General features: G+C 62.1%; 22 protein-coding genes. 17 read left to right on the top strand and 5 right to left on the bottom strand.

Translation table 11 applies throughout. The features are described 5' to 3' along the window. Window positions 1–18 precede the first annotated feature (18 nt). The 12 genes from AOA60_RS05885 (at window position 19) to AOA60_RS05945 (ending at window position 15232) form a co-directional block, all read left to right on the top strand. The gene (locus AOA60_RS05885; protein ID WP_099583599.1) at window positions 19–1980 is read left to right on the top strand and encodes a methyl-accepting chemotaxis protein; all 1962 of its coding nucleotides are present in this window, start codon (window positions 19–21) and stop codon (window positions 1978–1980) included. A 272-nt stretch (window positions 1981–2252) separates the two neighbouring features. Beyond that, window positions 2253–2708 carry a type II 3-dehydroquinate dehydratase gene (aroQ, locus tag AOA60_RS05890; RefSeq protein ID WP_099583600.1) on the top strand — a complete coding sequence of 152 codons (456 nt, stop codon included), beginning with the start codon at window positions 2253–2255 and terminating at the stop codon, window positions 2706–2708. 24 nt (window positions 2709–2732) lie between these two features. Further along, window positions 2733–3194 (top strand): acetyl-CoA carboxylase biotin carboxyl carrier protein, encoded by a 462-nt coding sequence (accB, locus tag AOA60_RS05895; protein ID WP_099583601.1) that lies wholly within the window; start codon window positions 2733–2735, stop codon window positions 3192–3194. A gap of 17 nt (window positions 3195–3211) precedes the next feature. Further along, complete coding sequence (accC, locus tag AOA60_RS05900; RefSeq protein WP_099583602.1) at window positions 3212–4573, top strand: acetyl-CoA carboxylase biotin carboxylase subunit; 1362 nt, start codon at window positions 3212–3214, stop codon at window positions 4571–4573. A 275-nt stretch (window positions 4574–4848) separates the two neighbouring features. Beyond that, window positions 4849–5727: a 50S ribosomal protein L11 methyltransferase gene (prmA, locus tag AOA60_RS05905; protein WP_099583603.1), complete on the top strand. Its 879-nt coding sequence runs from the start codon at window positions 4849–4851 to the stop codon at window positions 5725–5727. Window positions 5728–5757: 30 nt separating this feature from the next. Next, window positions 5758–6990, top strand: a complete 1233-nt coding sequence (locus AOA60_RS05910) for a DUF3426 domain-containing protein (RefSeq protein WP_099583604.1) — start codon at window positions 5758–5760, stop codon at window positions 6988–6990. 185 nt (window positions 6991–7175) lie between these two features. Next, window positions 7176–8189 (top strand): tRNA dihydrouridine synthase DusB, encoded by a 1014-nt coding sequence (gene dusB / locus AOA60_RS05920; protein ID WP_099583606.1) that lies wholly within the window; start codon window positions 7176–7178, stop codon window positions 8187–8189. Continuing rightward, the gene (fis, locus tag AOA60_RS05925; RefSeq protein ID WP_032890623.1) at window positions 8186–8506 is read left to right on the top strand and encodes a DNA-binding transcriptional regulator Fis; all 321 of its coding nucleotides are present in this window, start codon (window positions 8186–8188) and stop codon (window positions 8504–8506) included. Before dusB ends, fis begins: the two co-directional genes overlap by 4 nt. A gap of 81 nt (window positions 8507–8587) precedes the next feature. Continuing rightward, window positions 8588–10195, top strand: a complete 1608-nt coding sequence (gene purH / locus AOA60_RS05930; RefSeq protein ID WP_099583607.1) for a bifunctional phosphoribosylaminoimidazolecarboxamide formyltransferase/IMP cyclohydrolase — start codon at window positions 8588–8590, stop codon at window positions 10193–10195. 216 nt (window positions 10196–10411) lie between these two features. Next, window positions 10412–11704, top strand: coding sequence for a phosphoribosylamine--glycine ligase (purD, locus tag AOA60_RS05935; protein ID WP_099583608.1), 1293 nt, complete (start codon window positions 10412–10414; stop codon window positions 11702–11704). 103 nt (window positions 11705–11807) lie between these two features. Next, the gene (locus AOA60_RS05940) at window positions 11808–14579 is read left to right on the top strand and encodes a hybrid sensor histidine kinase/response regulator (RefSeq protein ID WP_099583609.1); all 2772 of its coding nucleotides are present in this window, start codon (window positions 11808–11810) and stop codon (window positions 14577–14579) included. A 56-nt stretch (window positions 14580–14635) separates the two neighbouring features. Further along, window positions 14636–15232: a MarC family protein gene (locus AOA60_RS05945; RefSeq protein WP_003217330.1), complete on the top strand. Its 597-nt coding sequence runs from the start codon at window positions 14636–14638 to the stop codon at window positions 15230–15232. On the opposite strand, the gene AOA60_RS05950 is transcribed toward AOA60_RS05945, so the two are convergent. The 5 genes from AOA60_RS05950 to cobG all read right to left on the bottom strand — a co-directional run bounded on the left by AOA60_RS05950 (window position 15229) and on the right by cobG (window position 20524). Next, a complete protein-coding gene (locus AOA60_RS05950) occupies window positions 15229–16011 on the bottom strand; it encodes a hypothetical protein (protein WP_099583610.1) in 783 nt (260 codons plus the stop codon). The two genes, AOA60_RS05945 and AOA60_RS05950, sit on opposite strands and share 4 nt — an antisense overlap. Before the next feature lie 236 nt (window positions 16012–16247). Then, window positions 16248–17885 (bottom strand): precorrin-3B C(17)-methyltransferase, encoded by a 1638-nt coding sequence (cobJ, locus tag AOA60_RS05955; protein WP_099583611.1) that lies wholly within the window; start codon window positions 17883–17885, stop codon window positions 16248–16250. After that, window positions 17885–18616, bottom strand: a complete 732-nt coding sequence (locus AOA60_RS05960) for a precorrin-2 C(20)-methyltransferase (RefSeq protein WP_099583612.1) — start codon at window positions 18614–18616, stop codon at window positions 17885–17887. Before AOA60_RS05960 ends, cobJ begins: the two co-directional genes overlap by 1 nt. Then, complete coding sequence (locus AOA60_RS05965) at window positions 18616–19242, bottom strand: precorrin-8X methylmutase (protein ID WP_099583613.1); 627 nt, start codon at window positions 19240–19242, stop codon at window positions 18616–18618. Before AOA60_RS05965 ends, AOA60_RS05960 begins: the two co-directional genes overlap by 1 nt. Continuing rightward, a complete protein-coding gene (gene cobG / locus AOA60_RS05970; RefSeq protein ID WP_305887045.1) occupies window positions 19235–20524 on the bottom strand; it encodes a precorrin-3B synthase in 1290 nt (429 codons plus the stop codon). Before cobG ends, AOA60_RS05965 begins: the two co-directional genes overlap by 8 nt. 95 nt (window positions 20525–20619) lie before the next feature. Here cobG and cbiE point away from each other — a divergent pair, with 95 nt between their 5' ends. The 5 genes from cbiE (at window position 20620) to AOA60_RS05995 (ending at window position 24110) form a co-directional block, all read left to right on the top strand. Continuing rightward, window positions 20620–21825, top strand: a complete 1206-nt coding sequence (cbiE, locus tag AOA60_RS05975) for a precorrin-6y C5,15-methyltransferase (decarboxylating) subunit CbiE (RefSeq protein ID WP_099583615.1) — start codon at window positions 20620–20622, stop codon at window positions 21823–21825. Further along, window positions 21822–22541, top strand: a complete 720-nt coding sequence (locus AOA60_RS05980; protein ID WP_099583616.1) for a cobalt-precorrin-6A reductase — start codon at window positions 21822–21824, stop codon at window positions 22539–22541. Before cbiE ends, AOA60_RS05980 begins: the two co-directional genes overlap by 4 nt. Window positions 22542–23023: 482 nt before the next feature. Beyond that, window positions 23024–23326, top strand: a complete 303-nt coding sequence (locus AOA60_RS05985; RefSeq protein ID WP_099583617.1) for a type II toxin-antitoxin system RelE/ParE family toxin — start codon at window positions 23024–23026, stop codon at window positions 23324–23326. 3 nt (window positions 23327–23329) lie between these two features. Further along, window positions 23330–23617 carry an addiction module antidote protein gene (locus AOA60_RS05990; protein ID WP_099583618.1) on the top strand — a complete coding sequence of 96 codons (288 nt, stop codon included), beginning with the start codon at window positions 23330–23332 and terminating at the stop codon, window positions 23615–23617. 97 nt (window positions 23618–23714) lie between these two features. After that, complete coding sequence (locus tag AOA60_RS05995; protein ID WP_099583619.1) at window positions 23715–24110, top strand: DUF2946 domain-containing protein; 396 nt, start codon at window positions 23715–23717, stop codon at window positions 24108–24110. The last annotated feature ends 40 nt before the right edge of the window (window positions 24111–24150 follow it).

Consider the following 24150-nt stretch of genomic DNA (forward strand, 5'->3'; position numbering starts at 1 on the left):
TGTCGGTTGAAACCACGCATGCGCCTGAAGCTGCTGACCAATCTCAACACCCTTCTTCTGGTGGCCGTGTGCCTGGCACTCGGGGCGACGCTGTGGTGGTCGCAACGGGCGCTGGAACGGCCCTATCTGCTGATGGAGCGCTACCTGGGGCTGTCGCAGACCTTCCAGAACCAGGCGGCGCGCAATATCGACGATTACCTGGCCAGCGGCGATGCCCTGCGCCTGAGCAGCGCCAGTCAAAGCCTGGAAAACCTGCTGCAACAGCTGGATGAGCTGCCCGCTGACCTGGCGCAGAACCTGCGCCCCAGCCTGGCTGCCCTGGACACCTTCAGCAAGACCGACCTGCTGGCCGCCGGCAAACTGGCCGGCGACCCACAGGCCTTGCTGCTGCAAGCCGAGCGCGAATTGGGCGCCAACCTGGACCAGTTGAGCCAGTACGCCATGGGCGTCAATTCCCCTGACGGTGCGCGCTACCTTCAACCGCTACTGACCGCGTCCCAACACCTGGGCAAGTTGTCCCTGGCCCGCGACAAGCTGGTGAGCAGCGGGCGTGCGGAACTGGCCAATGATGTGGAGCGCGAAGTCGCCAATATCCGCGCCCAGGCCGACGCGCTGGGACAACTGCCGTTGCTCGGCGTCAAAGCCAGCACCGAATCCAGTACCGATGACTTTTCCGCCCTGATGGGCCTGGAAAACAGCGAAAAAACCGAAGCCCAGGACACCGGTGTCGACCTCAAGCGCGAACTCAACAGCCTGCTGACCCGTTACCCCGCCGAACTCAAGCGCACCCGTGAACAGATCCAGCAACGCAGCGACCTGGCCGCCAGCACCCACCTGAAGATCAACGCCGTGCAACAGGCCATCGCCGGTCTTGAGCCTGTGGTGCGTGCGCAACATGGCCTTATCCAAAGCGAAGTCCGCCTGATGCAAGGGGTGATGATCGGCCTGATCCTGCTGATTGCGCTGCTGATCGACACCCTGCAACGCCGCCTGGCAAGGGTGCTGACCAATCTGGCCCCGGCCTTGTCGGTCTGGGCCGAAGGCAACTTCAGCCAACCGATCGCACTGGGCAAGACCAACCGCGAACTACACGACATCGAAGCCTCCCTCAACCGCTTGCGCGCCTACCTGGTGGACTTGGTGGACACCATTCGCGGCAATGCCGAAGAAGTGGCTGGCAGCAGCCGCGCCCTCGCCGAACTGAGCAGCGGCCTGCACGACGGCGCCGAGCGCCAGGCCGGGGACACCGCACAAATCCGCGATTCCCTGGGCGAACTCGAAGCCACCATCCAGCAAGTGGCCGGCGATGCCAGCCAGGCCGCCAGCGCCAGCCGCAGCGCGGGCCAGGCAGTGGAACAAGGCCAGCGGGTGATCGGTCTGAGCCTGACCGGTTTGCATGCATTGGTCGGCGAAGTGCAGCAAAACGCACAGATGATCGAGAAACTTGCTGAAGAGTCCGCCACCATCGGCGGCGTGCTCACGGTGATTCGCTCGATTGCCGACCAGACCAACCTGCTGGCCCTCAACGCCGCCATCGAAGCCGCCCGCGCCGGCGAGGCCGGACGTGGATTTGCGGTGGTCGCCGACGAAGTACGCACCCTGGCCCAACGCACCGCCGGCGCCACCGCAGAGATCCAGGGCTTGATCAGCGGCCTGCAAAACGCAGCCCACCAGTCAGTGGAAGGCATGCGCGCCCAGGTCGAACACGCCGAAGCCACCGCCCAGCAAGCCCAGGCGGCGGATGGAGCGCTGGATGAAATCGTCGGGGCGATCCAGACCATTTCCGACACGGCTGTGCGGATTGCCGACGTGACCGCACAGCAGAGTGGCGCGGTGAGTGAGATTCGCGATAATAGCGAGCGGATTCATCAATTGGGTGAGGATAATTTGCTGCGCATCGGGCAAGGGCGTAGCCAGGGAGAGCATCTGCTGGTGCTGGGTGGGCAGCTCAACACCGCAGTCCAAGCCTTTCGCGTATGACCCAATCCCGCGCCCTATGAAGATCAAATGTGGGAGGGGGCTTGCCCCGATTGCAGAGTGTCAGCCACTGCATGTGTTGGCTGATGCACCGCTATCGGGGGCAAGCCCCCTCCCACACTTGATCTCGATGACCAGATCTAAGGCCCCAGTCACAAATTTTGCGCAATCCTCGCTAATCGTGCTGCCTACTGCATAGAACTGGACAGTCACAAAGGCTTTGCGGCATAGTCGCCGGGTTCTGCCGTACTCCCATCAATAACAAGGAACAGCCGATGGCGACCTTACTGGTTCTTCACGGACCCAACCTGAACCTGCTTGGCACCCGCGAACCGGGCGTCTACGGGGCTGTGACCCTGGATCAGATCAACCTCGATCTGGAGCAGCGGGCTCGTGTTGCCGGCCACCATCTGCTCTACCTGCAAAGCAATGCCGAGTACGAATTGATTGATCGCATCCATGCCGCGCGCGGCGAAGGCGTGGACTTTATCCTGATCAATCCCGCCGCTTTTACGCATACAAGTGTTGCATTACGTGACGCGCTGCTGGCGGTGAGCATCCCATTCATCGAAGTGCATTTATCGAACGTGCATAAACGCGAAGCTTTCCGCCATCACTCTTACTTCTCCGACGTAGCGGTAGGTGTGATCTGCGGCCTTGGCGCCAGCGGTTACCGACTGGCCCTGGAGGCCGCCCTGGAACAACTTGAACAACCGGCCAAGCGCCCCTGACCGACCCTTGGGAGTTGATGATTCATGGATATCCGTAAAGTTAAGAAATTGATCGAACTGCTGGAAGAGTCCGGCATCGACGAGCTGGAAATCAAGGAAGGCGAAGAGTCCGTACGGATCAGCCGCCACAGCAAGACCCCGGCTCAACAGTTCTACGCGCCACAGATGCAAGCACCGGCTCCGGCTGCTGTACCTGCCGCCGCGCCAGCCGCCGCTGCTGCACCTGCTGCCCCGGCCGCGCCTGTTCTGAACGGCTTCGTGGTCAAGTCGCCAATGGTCGGTACTTTCTACCGCACCCCGGCTCCAACCTCGCCAGCCTTCGTTGAAGTCGGCAAGACCGTGAAAGTGGGCGACACCATTTGCATCGTTGAAGCGATGAAAATGATGAACCACATCACCGCTGAAAAAGCCGGCGTCATCGAATCCATCCTGGTAGAAAACGGTCAGCCGGTTGAGTACGACCAGCCGCTGTTCACCATCGTTTGAACCGCGGAGCGCCTTCGATGTTGAAACCTGCGAAGAAACTGCAAAAAGTCCTGATCGCCAACCGCGGCGAGATCGCGCTGCGGATCCTGCGCGCCTGTAAGGAAGAGGGCATCAAGACCGTCGCTGTTTACTCGACGGCCGATACCGAATTGATGCACGTGAAACTGGCGGACGAAAGCATCTGCATCGGCCCGCCACTGGCCACGAACTCGTACCTGAAAGTCTCGAACATCATCGCCGCTGCTGAAGTGACCGGCGCTGATGGCATCCACCCGGGCTACGGCTTCCTCGCGGAAAACGCCGATTTCGCCGAACAGGTAGAAAAATCCGGGTTTGCCTTCATCGGCCCGAAAGCCGAAACCATTCGCCTGATGGGCGACAAGGTCTCGGCCAAGGACGCCATGATCGCGGCCGGCGTGCCAACCGTTCCTGGCTCCGACGGCCCACTGCCGGAAGACGAGGAAACCGCGCTGCGCATTGGTCGCGAAGTCGGGTACCCGGTGATCATCAAGGCCGCCGGTGGCGGTGGTGGTCGCGGCATGCGTGTGGTGCACAAGGAAGAAGACCTGATCGAAGCCGCCAAGCAGACCCGCTCCGAAGCGGGCGCCTGGTTCGGCAACCCGATGGTCTACCTGGAGAAGTACCTGACCAACCCACGTCACGTGGAAGTCCAGGTACTGTCCGACGGCCAGGGCCACGCCATCCACCTGGGCGACCGCGATTGCTCGCTGCAACGTCGTCACCAGAAGGTACTGGAAGAAGCACCGGCACCGGGCCTCGATGAGAAAGCCCGCGAAGAAGTGCTGGCTCGCTGCGTCAAGGCATGCATCGATATCAACTATCGTGGCGCCGGCACCTTCGAGTTCCTCTACGAAAACGGCCGCTTCTACTTCATCGAGATGAACACTCGCGTGCAGGTAGAGCACCCGGTTTCGGAGATGGTCACCGGTATCGACATCGTCAAGGAGATGCTGAGCATCGCCGCTGGCAACGTGCTGTCGTTCACCCAGGCCGACGTGAAGATCCACGGCCACTCCCTGGAGTGCCGGATCAACGCCGAAGACCCGAAAACCTTTATGCCGAGTCCTGGCCTGGTCAAGCATTTCCACGCGCCCGGCGGCAACGGCGTACGTGTGGATTCGCACCTGTACAGCGGCTACAAGGTTCCGTCCAACTACGATTCCCTGATCGGCAAGCTGATCACCTGGGGCGCGACCCGCGACGAGGCCATGGCCCGTATGCGTAACGCCCTGGACGAAATCGTGGTCGACGGCATCAAGACCAACATCCCACTGCACCGGGACCTGGTTCGTGATGAAGGCTTCTGCGAAGGTGGTGTGAACATTCACTACCTGGAACACAAACTGGCCGACCAGTAAGTGCTCCAACCAACAAAGCCGCCTTCGGGCGGCTTTGTTGTTTCCGGGCCCCAACTTTCAGGCCATACGCAGTACAAATGTGGGAGGGGGCTTGCCCCCGATTGCAGTGTGTCAGTCTCAGTATCTGTCACTGATCCACCGCTATCGGGGGCAAGCCCCCTCCCACATTTGATTTGTGTTCAGTCAGTACAGTCGTCTTATGCCCTGCTCTCGCGTAAACTTGCGCCCTTTCGCGACCCTGCCGTCGCACACTCATTTTTTCAAAGGTGCCCGCCATGCCTTGGCTGCAAGTCCGTCTCGCCATCAGCCCAGAACAAGCCGAAACCTACGAAGACGCGTTCCTCGAAGTGGGCGCCGTCTCGGTGACCTTCATGGACGCCGAAGACCAGCCGATTTTCGAGCCGGAACTCAACACCACTCCGCTGTGGTCCCACACCCACCTGCTGGCCCTGTTCGAAGACGGCACCGATGCGGCCGCCGTGCTGGCCCATATGGAGCTGCTCACCGGTGGCCCGCTGCCCGAGCATCACAGCGAAGTGATCGAAGACCAGGACTGGGAACGCAGCTGGATGGATAACTTCCAGCCGATGCGTTTCGGCCAGCGCCTGTGGATCGTACCGAGCTGGCATGCCGCACCAGAGCCTGATGCGGTGAACCTGCTGCTGGACCCAGGCCTGGCGTTCGGCACCGGCACCCACCCCACCACAGCATTGTGCCTCGAATGGCTCGACGGCCAGGACCTGACCGACAGCCACGTGCTGGATTTCGGCTGCGGCTCGGGGATCCTGGCGATTGCCGCGCTGTTGCTGGGCGCCAAGCAAGCCGTGGGCACCGACATCGACGTGCAGGCCCTGGAAGCCTCGCGCGATAACGCCGGGCGCAACCATATTCCTGAAGATAAATTCCCACTCTACCTGCCTGAAGACCTGCCGCAGGTCCAGGCCGATGTGCTGGTGGCGAATATCCTCGCCGGGCCGCTGGTTTCCCTGGCGCCGCAACTGTCGAGCCTGGTCAAGCCGGGCGGGCGCCTGGCGCTGTCGGGCATCCTCGCCGAGCAAGGCGAAGACGTTGCTGCCGCGTATGCCCAGGATTTCGAGCTGGATCCGATCGCCAACCGCGATGGCTGGGTACGCATCAGCGGGCGTCGGCGCTAGAATGAGCGCTTGCCTGAATCGGATGGCCGCATGACCGACAGTTTCGTCACCCAGTGCCCGCATTGCCAAACACGCTTTCGCGTCAACCACGCTCAATTGAGCGTGGCCCGTGGCGTGGTGCGCTGCGGCTCGTGCCTGCAGGTGTTCAACGCCGCTCGCCAGCTGCTGGAGCAGCGCGCCCAGGCCGTGGCGCCTGAACAACCGGAAATCGCGATGCCCCCTGAGGCACCCCGCGCCATCAGCCAGAAACAGTGGACCGCCGAAGAGCTGGACCTCGACAACCTGGACCTGGACGAAGAACTGGCCAAGCTGGAGCGCCGCGAGATTCAGCACACGCTGCCCGTGGGCGCGGAACGTCGCCAACCGGGTGCAGAGCGCCGCCAGAAGGAAGACGCCCTCAGCGCCAGCCGCGAAACCGTCAAGGCCGAAGAGGAAAAATGGGCGGCCAGCCTGTTCAGCGATCCGCCTGAAGAGCGTACCAAAGCCCCGGAAGACGAGTCGGAACCGAGCAACGCCCCTGCGACAAAGCAGCGCACCGAGCCGTCCATGTCGCAGCACATCGACGATATCGACGACGAGCCGCCACTGCGTGCAGCCCCCGAGGATGAAGACCTCGACCCACCGTTCACTCCGCTCACCCAGGCGGCGGACGAGCCGGAACCCGAGGAGCGCCCCCAGTTGCGTCGCAAGCGCCCGCGCCCCGACGCTGGCGTTCACGACGAACTGCTCCAGGACCTCGAAGACGACCCGCTGCACCTGTACGCGCAAAAGCGCCCACAGGGCTGGGGCCGCCGCTTAATCTGGATACTGCTGGTGCTGATCGCCGCCGCGGGGTTGGCAGGCCAATACATCGCCTACCAGTTCGACGACTTGGCGCGCCAGGACGCTTACCGCCCGTGGTTCCAGCAACTGTGCCCCACACTGGGCTGCAAGGTGCCATCACGGGTCGATATCGCCCACATCAAGAGCAGCAACCTGGTAGTGCGCAGCCACCCGGAATTCGCCGGGGCGCTGGTGGTGGATGCAATCATCTACAACCGCGCGACGTTCTCCCAGCCCTTCCCCCTGCTGGAGCTGCGTTTTGCCGACCTCAATGGCGGCCTGATTGCCAGTCGTCGCTTCAAACCCGCCGAATACCTCAGCGGCGAGTTGGCCGGCGTGAGCGAAATGCCATCGCAGACCCCGATCCATATCTCCCTGGACATCCTGGATCCGGGCAACAAAGCCGTGAATTACAGCCTGAGCTTCCACTCGCCCGAGTGAACCGACCCACTCACCGAAGCTTGACGGTGGATTATTGACTTGGCGCCGCGCATCCAAACCGGCGGCGATAAAGAAATAACTGTTCAGATTTTATCCAATCCAGCCTTTATCCAGTCATCGAGAGCGGGTATCATGCCAACCCTTTTTCGAACTCTAATGATCCGGCCCCACAACAGGGAAGTCCTATGTCGGCGGTACGCATCGGCCCATACACATTGCAGAACGGCTTGATCCTCGCCCCGATGGCGGGTGTCACCGACCAGCCCTTTCGTCAGCTGTGCAAACGTTTGGGCGCGGGTCTTGTAGTCTCGGAAATGGTCACTAGCGACATGAGCTTGTGGAACACCCGCAAATCGCGGATGCGCATGATCCACGAAGGTGATCCCGAGCCCCGCTCGGTACAGATCGCCGGCGGTGATGCGCAGATGCTGGCGGATGCGGCCCGAGCCAACGTGGAGTTGGGCGCACAGATCATCGACATCAACATGGGCTGCCCGGCCAAGAAGGTCTGCAACAAGGCCGCCGGTTCCGCGCTATTGAAAGATGAGCAGTTGGTTGCCGAGATCCTGCAGGCCGTTGTCGCCGCAGTGGATGTGCCGGTAACCCTGAAGATCCGTACCGGCTGGGACCGGGACAACAAAAACGGCCTGACGGTGGCGAAGATCGCCGAACAGGCAGGTATTACAGCGCTGGCGGTCCATGGCCGCACACGCGCCGATCTGTATACCGGTGAAGCCGAGTACGACACCATCGCCGCGATCAAGCAGGCGGTGTCGATGCCGGTGTTTGCCAATGGCGACATCGACTCAGCCGAAAAAGCCCGGCGCGTACTGCACGCAACCGGTGCCGATGGCTTGTTGATTGGCCGGGCCGCCCAAGGGCGCCCGTGGATTTTTCGTGAGGTCGAGTATTTCCTGCGTACCGGTGAAGTCTTGCCGGCGCCGAAATTGGTCGAAGTGGAACGTATTCTGCTTGAGCATCTGGCTGCACTTCACACCTTCTATGGGGATGTGATGGGCGTGCGCATTGCTCGCAAGCATGTGGGTTGGTATCTCGCAACCCTGCCGGGCGCCAGGGAGTTTCGCGCCGGATTCAATCGTTTGGATGAAACGCAAGCACAGGTCACCGCCGTTCGTGAGTTTTTTGCCGAACGAGACAAGAGCCTGAGAGCAGGGGACGGAGAAGGGGTGGCCGCATGACGATGATGACCGAGACTTTAGTGAGTGGAACAACACCCGTGAGCGACAACGTCAATTTGAAACAGCACCTCAACACGCCGAGCGAAGAAGGCCAGACCCTTCGCGGGAGTGTCGAGAAGGCGCTGCATAATTATTTCGCCCACCTTGAGGGCGCTTCCGTCACGGACGTGTACAACCTGGTGCTCTCCGAAGTCGAGGCGCCCTTGCTCGAATGCGTGATGAACTACGTCAAGGGCAACCAGACCAAAGCCAGTGAGCTGCTGGGCCTCAACCGTGGCACCTTGCGCAAAAAGCTCAAGCAATACGATTTGCTGTAAGCATTCAATCAAACCAGAAAGGCGCCCGCGTAAAACCGGTCGCCTTTTTTGCTGACTCCTTTGCTTTTGATGGAAATTGAAATGACCGACCAGACTACCCGCCTGCCGATCCGCCGCGCCTTGATCAGTGTCTCCGACAAGACCGGGATCCTCGAATTTGCCCGGGAGCTGGAAGCCCTGGGCGTGGAAATCCTCTCCACGGGCGGGACCTTCAAACTGCTGCAGGACAACGGCGTGGCCGCAGTAGAAGTCGCGGACTACACCGGTTTCGCAGAAATGATGGACGGTCGGGTCAAGACCCTGCACCCGAAAATCCACGGCGGCATCCTTGGCCGTCGCGGTATCGACGACGCCATCATGACCGAGCACGGCATCAAGCCGATCGACCTGGTGGCCGTCAACCTGTACCCGTTCGAAGCCACCATCAACAAGCCAGGCTGCGACCTGCCGACCGCTATCGAAAACATCGATATCGGCGGCCCGACCATGGTGCGCTCGGCCGCCAAGAACCACAAAGACGTGGCCATCGTGGTCAACGCCAGCGACTACACCCAAGTGCTCGAAAGCCTGAAAGCCGGCGGCCTGACCTACGCCCAGCGCTTTGACCTGATGCTCAAGGCGTTCGAACACACCGCCGCCTACGACGGCATGATCGCCAACTACATGGGCACCGTGAACCAGGCCGCCGAAACCCTCAGCACAGAAGGCCGCAGCCAGTTCCCGCGTACCTTCAACAGCCAGTTCATCAAGGCGCAGGAAATGCGCTACGGCGAGAACCCGCACCAGAGCGCGGCGTTCTACGTGGAAGCCAAGCCTGCCGAAGTGGGCATCGCCACCGCGACCCAGCTGCAAGGCAAAGAACTGTCCTACAACAACGTGGCCGACACCGATGCCGCGCTGGAATGCGTGAAGAGCTTCGTCAAGCCGGCCTGCGTGATCGTCAAGCACGCCAACCCGTGCGGCGTGGCCGTGAGCCCGGACGCTGAAGGCGGCATCCGCCAGGCGTACGAATTGGCCTACGCCACCGACACCGAGTCGGCGTTCGGCGGCATCATCGCCTTCAACCGTGAACTGGACGCCGAGACCGCCAAGGCCATCGTCGAGCGTCAGTTCGTTGAAGTGATCATCGCCCCTTCGGTAAGCGAAGAAGCGCGCGCCATTGTTGCCGCAAAAGCCAACGTGCGCCTGCTGGCCTGTGGCGAATGGTCGGCTGACCGCGCTGCAGCCTGGGACTACAAGCGCGTCAATGGCGGCTTGCTGGTACAGAGCCGCGACATCGGCATGATCGGCAGCGAAGACCTGAAAGTCGTGACCAAGCGCGCCCCGACCGAGCAAGAGATCAACGACCTGATCTTCGCCTGGAAAGTGGCCAAATACGTTAAATCCAACGCCATCGTCTACGCCAAGAACCGCCAGACCATCGGCGTCGGCGCCGGCCAGATGAGCCGCGTGAACTCGGCGCGTATCGCCGCGATCAAGGCTGAGCACGCCGGCCTGCAGGTTGTAGGTTCGGTGATGGCATCCGATGCGTTCTTCCCGTTCCGTGATGGTTTGGACAATGCCGCCAAGGCCGGCGTGACCGCCGTGATCCAACCGGGCGGCTCGATGCGTGATGCTGAAGTGATTGCCGCTGCTGATGAAGCCGGCATTGCCATGGTCTTCACCGGCATGCGCCACTTCCGTCACTGATCCAAATGTGGGAAAGGGCTTTGTGGTGAGCGGGCTTGCCCCGCGCTGGGCTGCGAAGCGGCCCCAAAACAGCAATCCGCGCCGTATCTGATGCCCTGCGTTCTTGTTGATTGGGGCTGCTTCGCAGCCCAGCGCGGGGCAAGCCCGCTCACTACATAAGTTCAGCTCCACACTGAAGCGCTCGTGCAGCGCCTTACAGAATTTGAGGTTTTTGAAATGAATGTATTGATCATTGGCAGCGGTGGCCGCGAACACGCCCTGGCCTGGAAAGTTGCCCAGGACCCGCGCGTCCAGAAAGTTTTCGTCGCTCCCGGCAACGCCGGTACCGCCATTGAAGCCAAGTGCGAAAACGTCGCCATCGACGTATTGGCCCTTGAACAACTGGCCGACTTTGCTGAAAAGAACGTGTCCCTGACCATCGTCGGCCCGGAAGTCCCTCTGGTCGCTGGCGTTGTGGACCTGTTCCGCAGCCGTGGCCTGGACTGCTTCGGCCCGACCGCTGGCGCTGCACAACTGGAAGGCTCCAAGGCTTTCACCAAGGATTTCCTGGCGCGCCACAAGATCCCGACTGCCGACTACCAGAACTTCACCGAGATCGAGCCGGCCCTGGCCTATCTGCGTGAAAAAGGTGCACCGATCGTGATCAAGGCCGACGGCCTGGCCGCCGGCAAAGGCGTGATCGTTGCCATGACCTTGCAGGAAGCCGAAGACGCCGTGCGCGACATGCTCGCCGGCAATGCGTTTGGTGAAGCCGGTTCGCGTGTGGTCATCGAGGAATTCCTCGACGGCGAAGAAGCCAGTTTTATCGTGATGGTCGACGGCAAGAATGTGCTGCCGATGGCCACCAGCCAGGACCACAAACGCGTCGGCGACGCCGACACTGGCCCGAACACCGGCGGCATGGGTGCCTACTCCCCTGCCCCGGTGGTCACCGCAGACGTGCACAAGCGTGTGATGGACCTGGTGATCTGGCCGACCGTGCGCGGCATGGCCGACGAAGGCAATGTGTACACCGGTTTCCTGTACGCCGGCCTGATGATCGACAAGGCCGGTAACCCGAAAGTCATCGAGTTCAACTGCCGCTTCGGCGACCCGGAAACCCAACCGGTGATGCTGCGCCTGCAATCGAGCCTGGTCCTGCTGGTGGAAGCCGCCCTGGCGCAAGCCCTGGACAAGGTTGAAGCACAATGGGATCCACGCCCGAGCGTCGGCATTGTGCTGGCGGCCGGTGGTTACCCTGCCGACTACGCCAAAGGCGATGTGATCGAAGGCCTCGATGCTGCCGCAACGCTGGAAGGCAAGGTGTTCCATGCGGGCACCGCGCTCAAGGATGACAAGGTTGTGACGGCCGGCGGTCGTGTGCTGTGCGCTACCGCAATGGGCGCCAGTGTCGACGCTGCGCAGCAACAGGCTTATGCACTGGCCAAGAAGATCGACTGGAAAGGCTGCTTCTACCGCACGGACATCGGCTACCGCGCCATTGCCCGTGAACGTGGCGAAACTCAGTAACACTAGCTATCCGTTCGGTTAGGCAAGGGCCTCTGGCCCTTGCCGTCTACAGGCCTCCCCGCGCATAGTTAACCCGTGCATCAACCTACGAAGGGATTTCGCCGTGCGCTGGCTCAGGATCGCCATAGGTTTCACTGTCAGCCTGCTGACACTGCTCTGCTTGTTCCCGGCCCAGGCCGCTGCACAAGGCAGTGGTTGGGCAGTATTGCTTGATGAACAGGCCGACCTGCAACTGAGCGACATCCGTTCCCCACGCTACACCAATCAATTCAGCCCCATCGAACTGGACCGCGTGACCGCTGCGCAGCCGGACGGTGCGTTGTGGGTACGTTTCAAGCTGCAGCCCGGCAAGCACGAGCAAGTGCTGCGGGTATTCGCCCCCGACCTGTCGCACCTGAGCCTGTATGTACTGGACGGCGACAGCCTGGTCGAGCAACAAAGCACCGGCGCCCGCCAGCCCCAGGCGGAACGCCCGCTACCCAGCAGCGATTTCATGCTGCCAATGCCCCAGAGCCAGAAGCCTCTCGATGTCTACCTGCGCCTGGTCTCGGAACACGAACTGCGCCCCTATATCACCCTGGAACCGGCGGTGCTGGCGGCCGCCGACCAGACCCAGACGCTGATCTACGGCCTGCTGTTCGGCTGCCTGCTGATGCTGATCCTGCACAACCTCTCGCGCTTCGCTTACCACCGCTCGCGCAGCAGCCTGTGGCTGGCGGCCTGTGAACTGCTGTTGATGCTCAGCCTGGCGCTGCTGCTCAACCTGGTAGGCCCATGGCTACCGAACTGGCATGCAATCCAGACCCCCGGCGCCTACCTGGCCTTGCTGCTGACCGCACCGTGCGGGCTGATGTTCGCCTATCGTTTCTTCATGCCCCTGGGCCCGCACCCGCTGAACAAAGTGTTGATGGCCGACATCCTGTTTATCGTGCTGTGCGGCCTGCTGCTGTTGTTCGTCAACACCCTGCCGCTGAACATCATCACCTACGCCCTGGTGGCCCTGGCCGGCCTGAGCATGCTGTTTGTCTCGGCTTACCACTGGCAGAAAGGCTACCGCCCGGCGCGCTTGTTCGTGGCGGGCATGGTGGTGTTCAACATTGGCACGCTGATCATCCTCCCAGCCCTGCTGGGCCTGACCATGGTGTCGCCTCAGGGGTTGATCATCACGCTGCTGGCGTTTATCTGCCTCAGTGGCTTGTTGATGAGCCTGGCCCTGGGCGAACGCCAGCGTGCGATTGTCGAGGCCCGTTTCAGCCTCAGCCGCGACCTGGCCGCCAGCAATGCCGAGATCGCCGCCAAGGCCGAGTTCCTGGCCAAGATCAGCCACGAAATACGCACCCCCATGAACGGCGTGCTGGGCATGACCGAGTTGCTGCTGGGCACGCCGCTGTCGGTGAAGCAGCGCGACTACGTGCAGACTATCCACAGCGCCGGCAACGAGCTGCTCACACTGATCAATGAAATCCTCGATATTTCCAAGCTTGAATCCGGGCAGATCGAACTGGATGACGTGCAGTTCGACCTCAATGCCCTGATCGAAGACTGCCTGAGCATCTTCCGCGCCAAGGCCGAGCAGCAGAATGTCGAGCTGATCAGTTTTATCCAGCCCCAGGTGCCGCGCGTCATCAGCGGGGACCCGACGCGCCTGCGCCAGGCGATGCTGAGCCTGCTGGAAAACGCCCTGCACAAAACCGATGAAGGCGAAGTCCTGATCGTGGTCGCCCTGGACGACCGCAGCACCAAGCCACGCCTGCGCATTGCCGTGCAGGACAGCGGCCTGCCGATGGAAGCCGCCGAGCGCGACGCACTCCTGCACAGCGAACTGCACAGCAAGAATTTCCTCTCGGCCACCCGTCTGAGCGGCCACCTGGGCCTGGTGATCGCCCGCCAACTGATCCTGTTGATGAACGGCGAATTCGGTATCAAGAGCGGCAGTCACCAGGGCAGTACCTTGTGGCTGACCCTGCCACTGGACCCGGAACGCCTGGAGCACCCCACCTCCGACCTCGATGGCCCGCTCAAGGACGCCCGCGTGCTGGTGGTGGACGACAACGACACCTGCCGCAAAGTGCTGGTGCAGCAATGCACCGCCTGGGGCCTGAACGTCAGCGCGGTGCCCTCAGGCAAGGAAGCCCTGGCCTTGCTGCGCACCAAGGCGCACCTGCGCGACTACTTCGACGTCGTGCTGCTGGACCAGAACATGCCCGGCATGACCGGCATGCAACTGGCGGCAAAGATCAAGGAAGACCCGAGCCTGAACCACGACATCCTGCTGATCATGCTCACCGGCATCAGCAACGCGCCAAGCAAGATCATCGCGCGCAACTGTGGGATCAAACGCATCCTCGCCAAGCCGGTCGCCGGTTACACCCTCAAGACCACCCTGGCCGATGAGCTGAACCAGCGCAGCAAAGGCGGCGTGGCGCTGCGCGTCTCACTCAACGCCCCGGCGGCGATTACCGTGCCCAGCGATTTCAAGATCCTGGTCGCCGAAGACAACAGCATCTCCACCAAAGTGATTCGCGGCATGCTCGGCAAGCTCAACCTCAACCCGGACACCGCCAGCAACGGCGAAGAAGCGCTGGAGGCGATGAAGGCCCAGCGTTATGACCTGGTATTGATGGACTGTGAAATGCCGATCCTCGATGGCTTCTCGGCCACCCAGCAGCTGCGGGCGTGGGAAGTCAGCCACCAGCGCATTCGCACACCGGTGGTGGCGCTCACGGCGCATATCCTTTCGGAACACAAAGAACGCGCGCGCCAGGCTGGGATGGATGGGCATATGGCCAAACCGGTGGAGTTGTCGCAGTTGCGTGAACTGGTGGAATTCTGGGTCGCGCAGCGTCAACAGCGGGCGGAGCACGCGCCTTCCTGACCTGGAGCGTACCGCCTGATAGACTCTCCACACTTTTCCTGCCGCGAGCTACCTCCATGCTCCACGTGTTATTCAGCGTCTACCTGAAAATGCTGGTGCTCTACAGCCCGTTCTTCGTGCTGTCCTGCTTTATCAGCCTGACCCGTGGCTACTCCAGCAAAGAACGCCGGCGACTGGCCTGGAAGGTAGCGTTGGCGACCCTGGTGTCGAGTGTGCTGCTCTACCTGTTCGGCCGGGTGATTTTCAGTGTGTTCGGCATCACCGTGGATGCGTTTCGCATCGGCGCCGGCAGTGTGTTGTTTATCTCGGCCCTGGGCATGGCCCAAGGCAAGTCAGCGGTGCAGACCGACAATGTGCAGCAGGACGTGACCATCGTACCGCTGACCATTCCCCTCACCGTCGGCCCCGGCACCATCGGTGCGTTGTTGGTGATGGGCGTCAGCCAGCCGCACTGGGATGACAAGATCACCGCCATCCTCAGCATCGCCCTGGCCAGCCTCACGGTTGGCGTGGTGCTGTATCTGTCCAACCGTATCGAACGGATTCTCGGTGACCAGGGCTTGCAGATTGTCAGCCGGTTGATGGGCCTGTTTGTGTGCGCCCTTGCCGCGCAAATTATCTTTACCGGCGTACGGGGTTATCTGGTGCCTTAGATCCGGTACTTGGCAATCGCCGACTGCACCTTGTCGCCCGCACTCTCGCGCATCAATTGGATGGTTTTTTCGTTGACCACCGAGGTGCTCAGCACCAGGCAGGTCTGCCCGCTGAAGGCCTCGACCGAAGCGCTGTCCCACTCAAGGAACGGCAATCCCACCTGTTTGCTCACGCTCTGGGTGCTGTAGGTCACCAGCACCATCGTCAATTCGCCGCCCGCTTCGACACAGGACGCCAGGCCGAAATCACCGCCCTGGTGCAGCGTACTGTTGCGCCTGAACAACTCGAAGGACGCCGGTTGCTGCTTCATGGCTTCCAACGCATCGGCTGCCAGTTTCGGCAGCGCCGCGACCAATGGCCCCGAAACCGACATCGACGCCAGCATCGTGGCGATGATGTTCAGGGCCGCCAATTGCACCGACAGGCCCTTACCCGAATGTGAAACCCGCTCGAAACGGCTGCGCACCGGCAGCCAGCCCAGGCTGATCATCACCTTGATAAATTCGTCGTACCAGGCCTCGGTACCGCGCGGGGTCTTCAAGACATCACTGACGTAACTGCTGGCCAACAGGTAGCTTTTGCGGATGTATTCCCGGTTCAGGCCCGACAGCCCCTCGGCGAACGACATCACACTGTTGTTGACCACTGCCGCGTTGCAGTCGTCCCCCGTGTCGAGCGGCGGCAATGAGGGCTGCGCGCCAGGCGCCCTCGGCAATGTGTAGGCGGCAATCAACTTGCGCCGTTTTGTGTTGTTGATCCTTCTGTGATGTTGCTCCATTTTCGGTTCTCCACAAGCACCCCACATGGGGCTTACCTGCACACTAGTCCAGTGGCCGATGCGCGTTCCAGGCGACAAACATCCCTTGGCAAGACACACCTGAAACCAGCGCCCAGCAATCACACGGGACACCTGCGAGCCTTCGTTTTTTCGTCGCACAAAAAAGAAAAAGCCCCGAACAACAGCAGAGTAATCCCTGTGTTATTCGGAGCTTTCTGACAGCCAGCAGGCCATTTTCAGGAGAGGGGTTTCTCACCATACCAGCGTGGCGTATAGACCCACTCACCACCACCGGCTCGCGCGAATGTGCAAGTGGTGGACGAGCCGATCAGCACCATGGTGCGCATGTCCACCTGGTCCGGAGTGAGTTGCCCCAGGGTAGTGACACGCAAGGTCTGACCCGGTCGGCCGATATCGCGGCCCAGCACCACCGGTGTTTGCGGCGTGCGGTGCAACGCGACGATTTCCAGGGCACGGCCCAGTTGCCACGGCCGTGACCGCGAAATCGGGTTATAGAACGCCAGGGCCAGGTCGGCCTGGGACGCGAGGTCCAGGCGTTTTTCGATGATCGACCACGGCTTGAGGTTGTCCGACAGCGACATCACGCAGAAGTCATGCCCCAGCGGCGCGCCCGCCTGGGCAGCGGTGGCCAGGGAGGCCGAGACACCTGGCAGGATTTCCAGGTCGACCTGGTGCCAGGCCGGATCGCTGGACTCGTGCAACGCCTCGATCACCGCCGCCGCCATGGCGAACACGCCAGGGTCACCGGACGACACCACTACCACCGAACGGCCCTGAGCGGCCAGTTCGAAGGCATGGCGTGCGCGTTGCATTTCTTCGCGGTTGTCGGTGCAGTGCTGAATCTGATCGTCGCGAAATGGCCCGGCCATGCGCACGTAGGTTTCATAGCCCAACACATCGGTGCAGCGCGCCAGTTCGGCCTTTACCGCCGGCACCATCAACTCGGCGGCGCCTGGGCCGAGGCCGATCACGGCGAGGCGGCCACGCGGGCGGCCCACCTGCGACAGGTCCAACGGCTGCTCGGCGACGTCAATCACGATGTCGGCATCCTGGGTAACGCTGGCGAAACGCAGCGGCACCGCCAATGCCGATGCGGCTTCATGCAGCGACGCCTCGGCCATCTGCGTGTCGCTGGCCAGCAGGCACGCCAGGGAATGCACGGCGATGCCTGCGTCATGCAACGCCGCTCGCACCCGCGCAGCCAACTCCACACCCGGTTTGCAGGTGACTGACACCGTCTTCGGATAGATCAGCAATTCATTGGCAGCCGGCACGCGCTCGGCGCTGCCTACGTGAATCGCCAGGCGCGCTTGCTGGTCCTGGGGCAAATTCGCTTGACCCAGCCACGGCGCCGCGCCTTCGATACGTACGCTTTCGCCGGCCAGCAGGTCGGAGACGAAGCGCTTGCCGAGCTCCAGATCCGCCAACTCATAACCGGCCGGCGGGTTGAGCAGGCAGGTGCCGAAGCGCAGTTCGCCACTGGTGGTGATCGCAGCGGCCACATCAAGTGCGGCCGCGATGTCCCGCGCCATCACGTTCACGCCACCCAGGCCGCCGAGCAGCGGCACCACGGCACTGCCGTCTTCGGCAACAGCCAGCACGGCCGGCTCTTCGCCTTTTTCCAGCAGCAGCGCAGCCAAGGTGCGGATGACGATACCGGCCGCGCACAGCGCAATCAGCGGCGTGCCGTGCTGATACAACTGACGCAGGGTGGCGCCGAAGTCGCTGTAAGCCTGGTCCGCACCGTCAACCCGCCCGGCCAAGCCGTGGATCACGGCGCCAGGGTAAACCTGCTGGATCCTGCGCGCGGTCGCCAGGCTGCCCTGGCCGAGGATGACAATCGCCGGACTCATCACCCTTGCCACCGTTCACCGGGCACGATGATCAGCGAGAAGTACGGTGACGACGACGGGTCGACCTGATCCAGCGGCACGATCTTCTGGTTGGCCATGGTGGCGCGCTCCACATACAGCGCGCGCTCGGCCAGGCCGAGTTCTTCCAACACCTGGCGCACCTTGGGGAAGTTGCGACCCAGCTTCATGATCACCGCCGCGTCGGCATCCGCCAGGCGGCGCTTGAGGTCATCGTGAGGCAACACGCCCGACAGCACGGAGAGGCTCTGGTTGCGATACACCAACGGTGCGCCAAGCACCGAAGCGCCGCCGAGCATCGAGCACACGCCCGGAACAACCTGGGCTTCGTAGCGCTCGGCCAAACGGTCATGCAGGTACATGTAGGAACCGTAGAAAAACGGATCACCTTCGCAGATCACCGCCACATCGCGACCGGCGTCCAGATGCGCGGCCACGTCGACGCTGGCGGTGTCATAAAAATCGCTGATCACTTGCTCGTAGGACAGCGGCGCCGGAAGTGCCTCGGTGGTCACCGGGTACACCAGCGGCATCAGGGTCTGTTGCGCCACCAGATGGTCCTCGATGATGCCGAAGGCGTTGCCCTTCTTGCCCTTGGCCACGAAGTACGCCACCACCGGCGATTCACGCAGCAGGCGCAGGGCCTTGAGGGTGATCAGTTCCGGGTCGCCGGGGCCCACGCCCAGGCCGATCAAACGTCCGCGTGCCGGCATTATTCCACCTCCGTGGCGAGCGCATTGACCGCTGCGGCGGCCATGGCACTGCCGCCCAGGCGGCCTTGCATGATCACGAACGGCACCCCACGGCTGTCAGCGGCCAGCATCGCCTTGGATTCAGCGGCGCCGACAAAACCCACCGGGAAACCGAGGATCAACGCCGGTTTCGGCGCGCCCGCATCGAGCATTTCCAGCAGGTAGAACAACGCGGTCGGCGCGTTGCCGATCACCACCACACTGCCTTCCAGGTGCGGGCGCCACAGCTCCAGGGCGGCAGCGGAGCGGGTATTGCCCAGCTCCCGCGCCAGTTCCGGCACGCTGTCGTCGCGCAGGGTGCAGATCACCGCGTTGTTGGCCGGCAGGCGCGTGCGCGTCACGCCTTCGGAGACCATCCGCGCATCACACAGAATCGGCGCGCCAGCGGCCAGCGCATCGCGCCCGGCCTTGCCCGCACCTTCGGAAAATTGCAGGCCGTCGATGGCATCGACCATGCCGCAGGCATGAATCACTCGCACCGCGAGTTTTTCCAGATCGGCCGGGATGCGGTCCAACTTGGCTTCCGCTCGAATAATGGCGAAGGAGTTGCGATAGATCTCCTGACCGTCGCGGATGTAATCAATCATCGGTGTTGCTCCGTGGACAAGCGCGCAACAGGGCGCCCGCCGCTTCAATGGAAAGAGTGCGCGCGTGCAGCCGGCCAAAACCCGGGTGGGCTGCATCGCGAAAATAGAGGTCGTAGTGGCCTGGGCTCACCGCCAGCAGGGTGACGGGCGCGGTGTGCGCGGCGGCGCAGGAACGTGGGCAGCCTGTCAGATGCACGTCATGCCCGGCTTGCAGCGCGGCCAGTTGCAGGGCGTCGGCCTTGGTGTCGGCCAGTGCCTTGGCGCAGCCGCTGGAGCCGGTGCAGGCGGTCAGGCGCGCCAGGGGTTGGTCGATGGAACAGAGAAAGCCCAGTTGCGCCAGGCGTTCGCTCACGGCGTGAGGTTTTTCGACGTTGGGCAGCAGCACGCCTTGCCAGGGAGTGAAGCGCAAGGTGGCGTCACCGTAGTCGCGAGCGAGTTGTGCGGCGCCCCTGAGCATCGTCGGATCCAGGCGACCCAAGGGGGCGATGGCCGCGACATAGAATTGATTCTTCTGCGCCTGTGGATAAGTCCCGAGGTGCAGCAAGGCGCCACTGGGCGGGCGTTTGAAGCCGTCGACCGGCAACAGCGGCAGGCGCAGTTGGCTCAGCAAGTTATCCACAGGCAAATGGCGCATGCGTGTTTGTTCTGGGGTGGCGAGGTCGAGAAAGGCGTCCAGCACCGCCACCACCAGTGCGTGGCCCTGCTCCAATGGCACCGCTGCCAGTGGCGCATCCAGCCCCGGACAGCCGGCCAGACCGAACGCGAGCAGCGTCTCGCCATTGCGCACGAACGCCGAGAGCCACAGATCGTGATGATGTTCGAGCATCGCCAGATCCTCGCCGCCATCCAACTGCACGGCGAACTTGGCCGACAGCGCATGGAAACGCAGGTGGTTTTGCAAGGTGGCGAGGATCTGCCCGGCCAACGGGCGGGTGTCGAACAGCATCTGCGGGTCAATACCGGCGCTGGGGCTGAGCATCAGATTGCGCACATCGTCACCGCCAGCGTTGCTCGGGCCGAGGCCTGCGGCCAGCAGCCTGGCAATCAGCGCATCCTGCCCGGCGCCGATCCCACGTATTTGCAGATTGGCGCGGTTGGTCGCCTCGATCACCCCGCCGGCATAGGCCTGGGCGGCTTCGGCCACGGCGTCGGCTTGCGCACTGGTGATCGAGCCACCGGCCAATTTGATCCGACAGATACCGCCATCCAACGCCTGGACAATACGCAGCAACCCCGGACAAGCCGAGGGGCGCAAGGTATTCAGAGTGGGCGTTGGGTTCACGGGGCTACCGGTTCACAGGTAAAGGCGCGGTATTATGCCTGCTTTGTCCGGCGGCATGAAAAGCCTGCCCGTCGGATGTCGTTCAAGGAATTGATATGTCGCCCTGGCTGACGGTTGTAGGCATCGGTGAAGACGGCTTCAAGGGCCTGGGCAGAAATGCCCGGCATGCCCTGTTGCGCGCCACGCGGATTATAGGTGCTCAGCGCCAGTTGGACCTGCTGCCGGTGTGTATTCGGGGGGAACGCCAGGTGTGGCCGAGCCCGTTTTCCCTGGAGCCGGCGCTGGCACAACGCGGCACGCCAGTGTGTGTGCTGGCCAGCGGCGACCCGATGTTCTATGGCGTGGGAGCCAGTCTGGCGCGGCAGGTGGCGGCTGAAGAACTGCTGATTTTGCCGGCACCGTCGTCGGTGTCGTTGGCGGCAGCGCGGTTGGGCTGGCCGTTGCAGGAGGTGGTGACACTGTCCGTGGTCGCCCGGCCAGCGGCGGCGATCAATGCACATCTGGCCACGGGCGTGCGCTTACTGGTGCTGAGTAATGACGGCGGCAGCCCTGCGTTGATTGCTTCGTTGTTGGCCGAATCCGGGTTCGGGCCCAGCCGATTGACGGTATTTGAACACCTGGGCGGCGCGGATGAACGGCGCATTGACGGTTTGGCTGAAGATTGGCAACACGCCTCGGTTGCCGACTTGAACCTGGTCGCCATCGACTGCCTGGCCTCCAGCGACACACCGCGTCTGTCGCGCCTCGCGGGCTTGCCCGATTGCGCCTTCCAGCACGACGGCCAACTGACCAAGCGCGATGTACGCGCCATGACCCTCGCCCGCCTCGCCCCTATGCCCGGCGAACTGCTGTGGGACGTGGGCGCGGGCAGTGGCTCAATCGGTATCGAATGGATGCGTGCGCACCCAAGCTGCCGCGCCTTGGCGATTGAAGCAGACGAAGGCCGCCAAGGCCTGATCGAACACAACCGCGATGCCCTCGGCGTGCCCGGTTTGCAGTTGATTCGTGGCAAAGCCCCTGAGGCGTTGCATGGCCTTACCGCACCCGACGCTATCTTTATCGGCGGCGGCGTCACCCGTGAGGGCGTACTCGACACCTGCTGGCAGCACCTGCGGCCCGGTGGGCGATTGGTGGCCAACGCCGTGACCCTGCAAAGTGAAATGACCTTGATGAACTGGCGCGCTCAACATGGCGGTGAGCTGACGCGCATTCACGTAGCCCAGGCCCAGCCGTTGGGGGAGTTTGATACGTGGCGCCAGGCGTTGCCGATTACGCTGCTGGAAGTGGTCAAGCCGCTATGAAACGCATCTTGCTGCTGGGCGGCGTGACCGAAGCGCTGGCCATCGCCCGGACATTGGGCCCGGAACATATCTACAGCCTGGCCGGTGTCGGGCGGGTGCCGACCGATCTGACCTGCCAAGTGCGGGTCGGTGGTTATGGTGGCGCAGAGGGCTTGGCGCGGTTTGTCCGGGATGAGGGGATCAGCCTGATTCTCGACGCAACCCATCCGTATGCCGCGCAGATCAGCCGCAATGCCGCCGAGGCGGCACAGTTGAGCGGTGTACCGTGCTGGGCATTGCGACGCCCGGCATGGCAGCCCCTGGCCGGGGATGATTGGCGAGAGGTCGGTGATTGGGCCGAGCTGATTGAAGCCTTGAAACCCTTCAAGCGGCCGCTGTTCACGTTGGGCCGAGAGCCGTTGCAGCACCTCGATGAAATCCCCTCCGACCAGTTCTGGACGTTGCGGGCACTGGATGTGTATCCGGGCAACGAGCGCTGTGAAGTGATCGGCGCACGTGGGCCGTTTTTGATCGAAAACGAGCGAGAGTTGTTTGAACGGCGCGGGATTGATGTGCTGATCAGCAAGAACAGCGGCAGCACGGCTACCGAGCCGAAGCTGGAAGTGGCGCGCGAGCGCGGGGTGCCGGTGTTGGTGTTGAAGCGGCCGGTGTTGGCGGCGGTGGATCGGGAGTTCCCAACGGTCGCAGCGGTACTACAGGCAATCCACTCTCTCTGAACAACACAGTTCAAATGTGGGAGGGGGCTTGCCCCCCGATGGCGGTGGTTCAGCCAGCAAATCAGCGACTGACATAGCGCTATAGGGGGCAAGCCCCCTCCCACCTTGTTTTCTGTGGTGCTAGCGGCTCGTGGCTGTCGGCTGCCCAACGCCGCCGTGCACGCGATCTGCAAGCAATTCCTCTCCCAGGTCAAAAGCCAAGTCGCAGCTCAACGCGCTGGCCGATGCCCGTGTTTCGCTAAGGTTGACCAGCAGGTCTTCGGTACTGAATACGTCGGCTAGGTGAACAGCCAGCTATCAGGCTGCACCACCAAAAGTCGAATCCCCCTACAAACACTTCCGAACAGGCTGGCTGGCTCAGCCAAAAGCCCTCGACCTAACCTCCCCGCTCGCGGTTTCGCGTCAGCCATCCGCGATGGGGATGCCTGCTTTTGCAGCGCGTCGCAACTTGCCAACATGTATCCCAAGGAATACGATCTGAGATGATCCACTTCAAGAGATCTGATGAGTTTCAGGAATGGCTTTATTCGCTACGCAGTAAACCCGCCCATGGACGCGTACTTACAAGATTGGATAACGCAAGAATGGGCAATTTTGGAGACTGCGAAAACGTCGGAAATGGCGTATCCGAAATGCGCATCCACTATGGTCCTGGATATCGGGTGTACTTCAAACGTGTAGGTGAGGTGATTTATCTACTGTTGATAGGTGGCGATAAATCAACGCAAAAACGCGACATCGAGCGAGCTAAAGAAATTGCCGAAGAATTTGATAAAAAGGAGTGACCCATGACTCAATTTAAAGATTTCGACATAGCCGAGCATCTGACGACTCCTGAGGACATGGCGGAGTATCTCGAAGCCTCTTTCGAAGAGGACGCCGGTGACGGAATGCTGATTCGTTCAGCGCTCAACAATATCGCCCGCGCCCAAGGCATGACCCAAATTGCTCGCGACGCCGGCCTCGGACGCGAAAGCTTATATAAAGCCCTCTCCAGCACTGGCAATCCCGAGTTCGCGACTATCATGAAAGTGATGAAAGCGTTGGGCCTCAAGCTTCACGCCACGGCGGTGTGATTCTGCTGCGACACCAAACCACACCGCCGCTTTTTACTTATCCCCCCCGATCAGGCTAAATACCCGCCTGATCGTTTAACCCTACGGATTGTCCGCCATGGCCCGTCAACGCTTTGCAATTGCCTGGATCGCCTGCCTTGCAGTGCTGTTCAACGCGTTTGCCATGCCAATGGCCGCTGCGATGCAGCAGGCCGACGACCCGGTCAAGCAACTGATGTGGGGCGGGTTCTGTTCTTCCAATGGCGCAAGCCTGAAGACGATTGCCCTGGGCAAGCTGGACATTCCGGCGCCGCAACAGGACGATCATTCCACCATGCAGCATTGCTGGTGTTGCTCGGGCTCGGCGCCTTTGGTGGCGTTGCCGGGGCATGTGCCGCAGTTGTATCTCACGCGATTTGAAGCCGTACCGCGTCAGCCACAACCCCCACTGCAAACCCCTACCCCGCGCCAGCAATGGCCGAGCCTCAACCCCCGCGCCTCTCCAACGGTCTGATCTTCTTCGCAAGTGAACTGCGTTTAGAACCGTTCTGGAG

The organism is Pseudomonas sp. 2822-17 (genome assembly GCF_002742485.1).
GTDB lineage: Bacteria > Pseudomonadota > Gammaproteobacteria > Pseudomonadales > Pseudomonadaceae > Aquipseudomonas > Aquipseudomonas cyclaminis.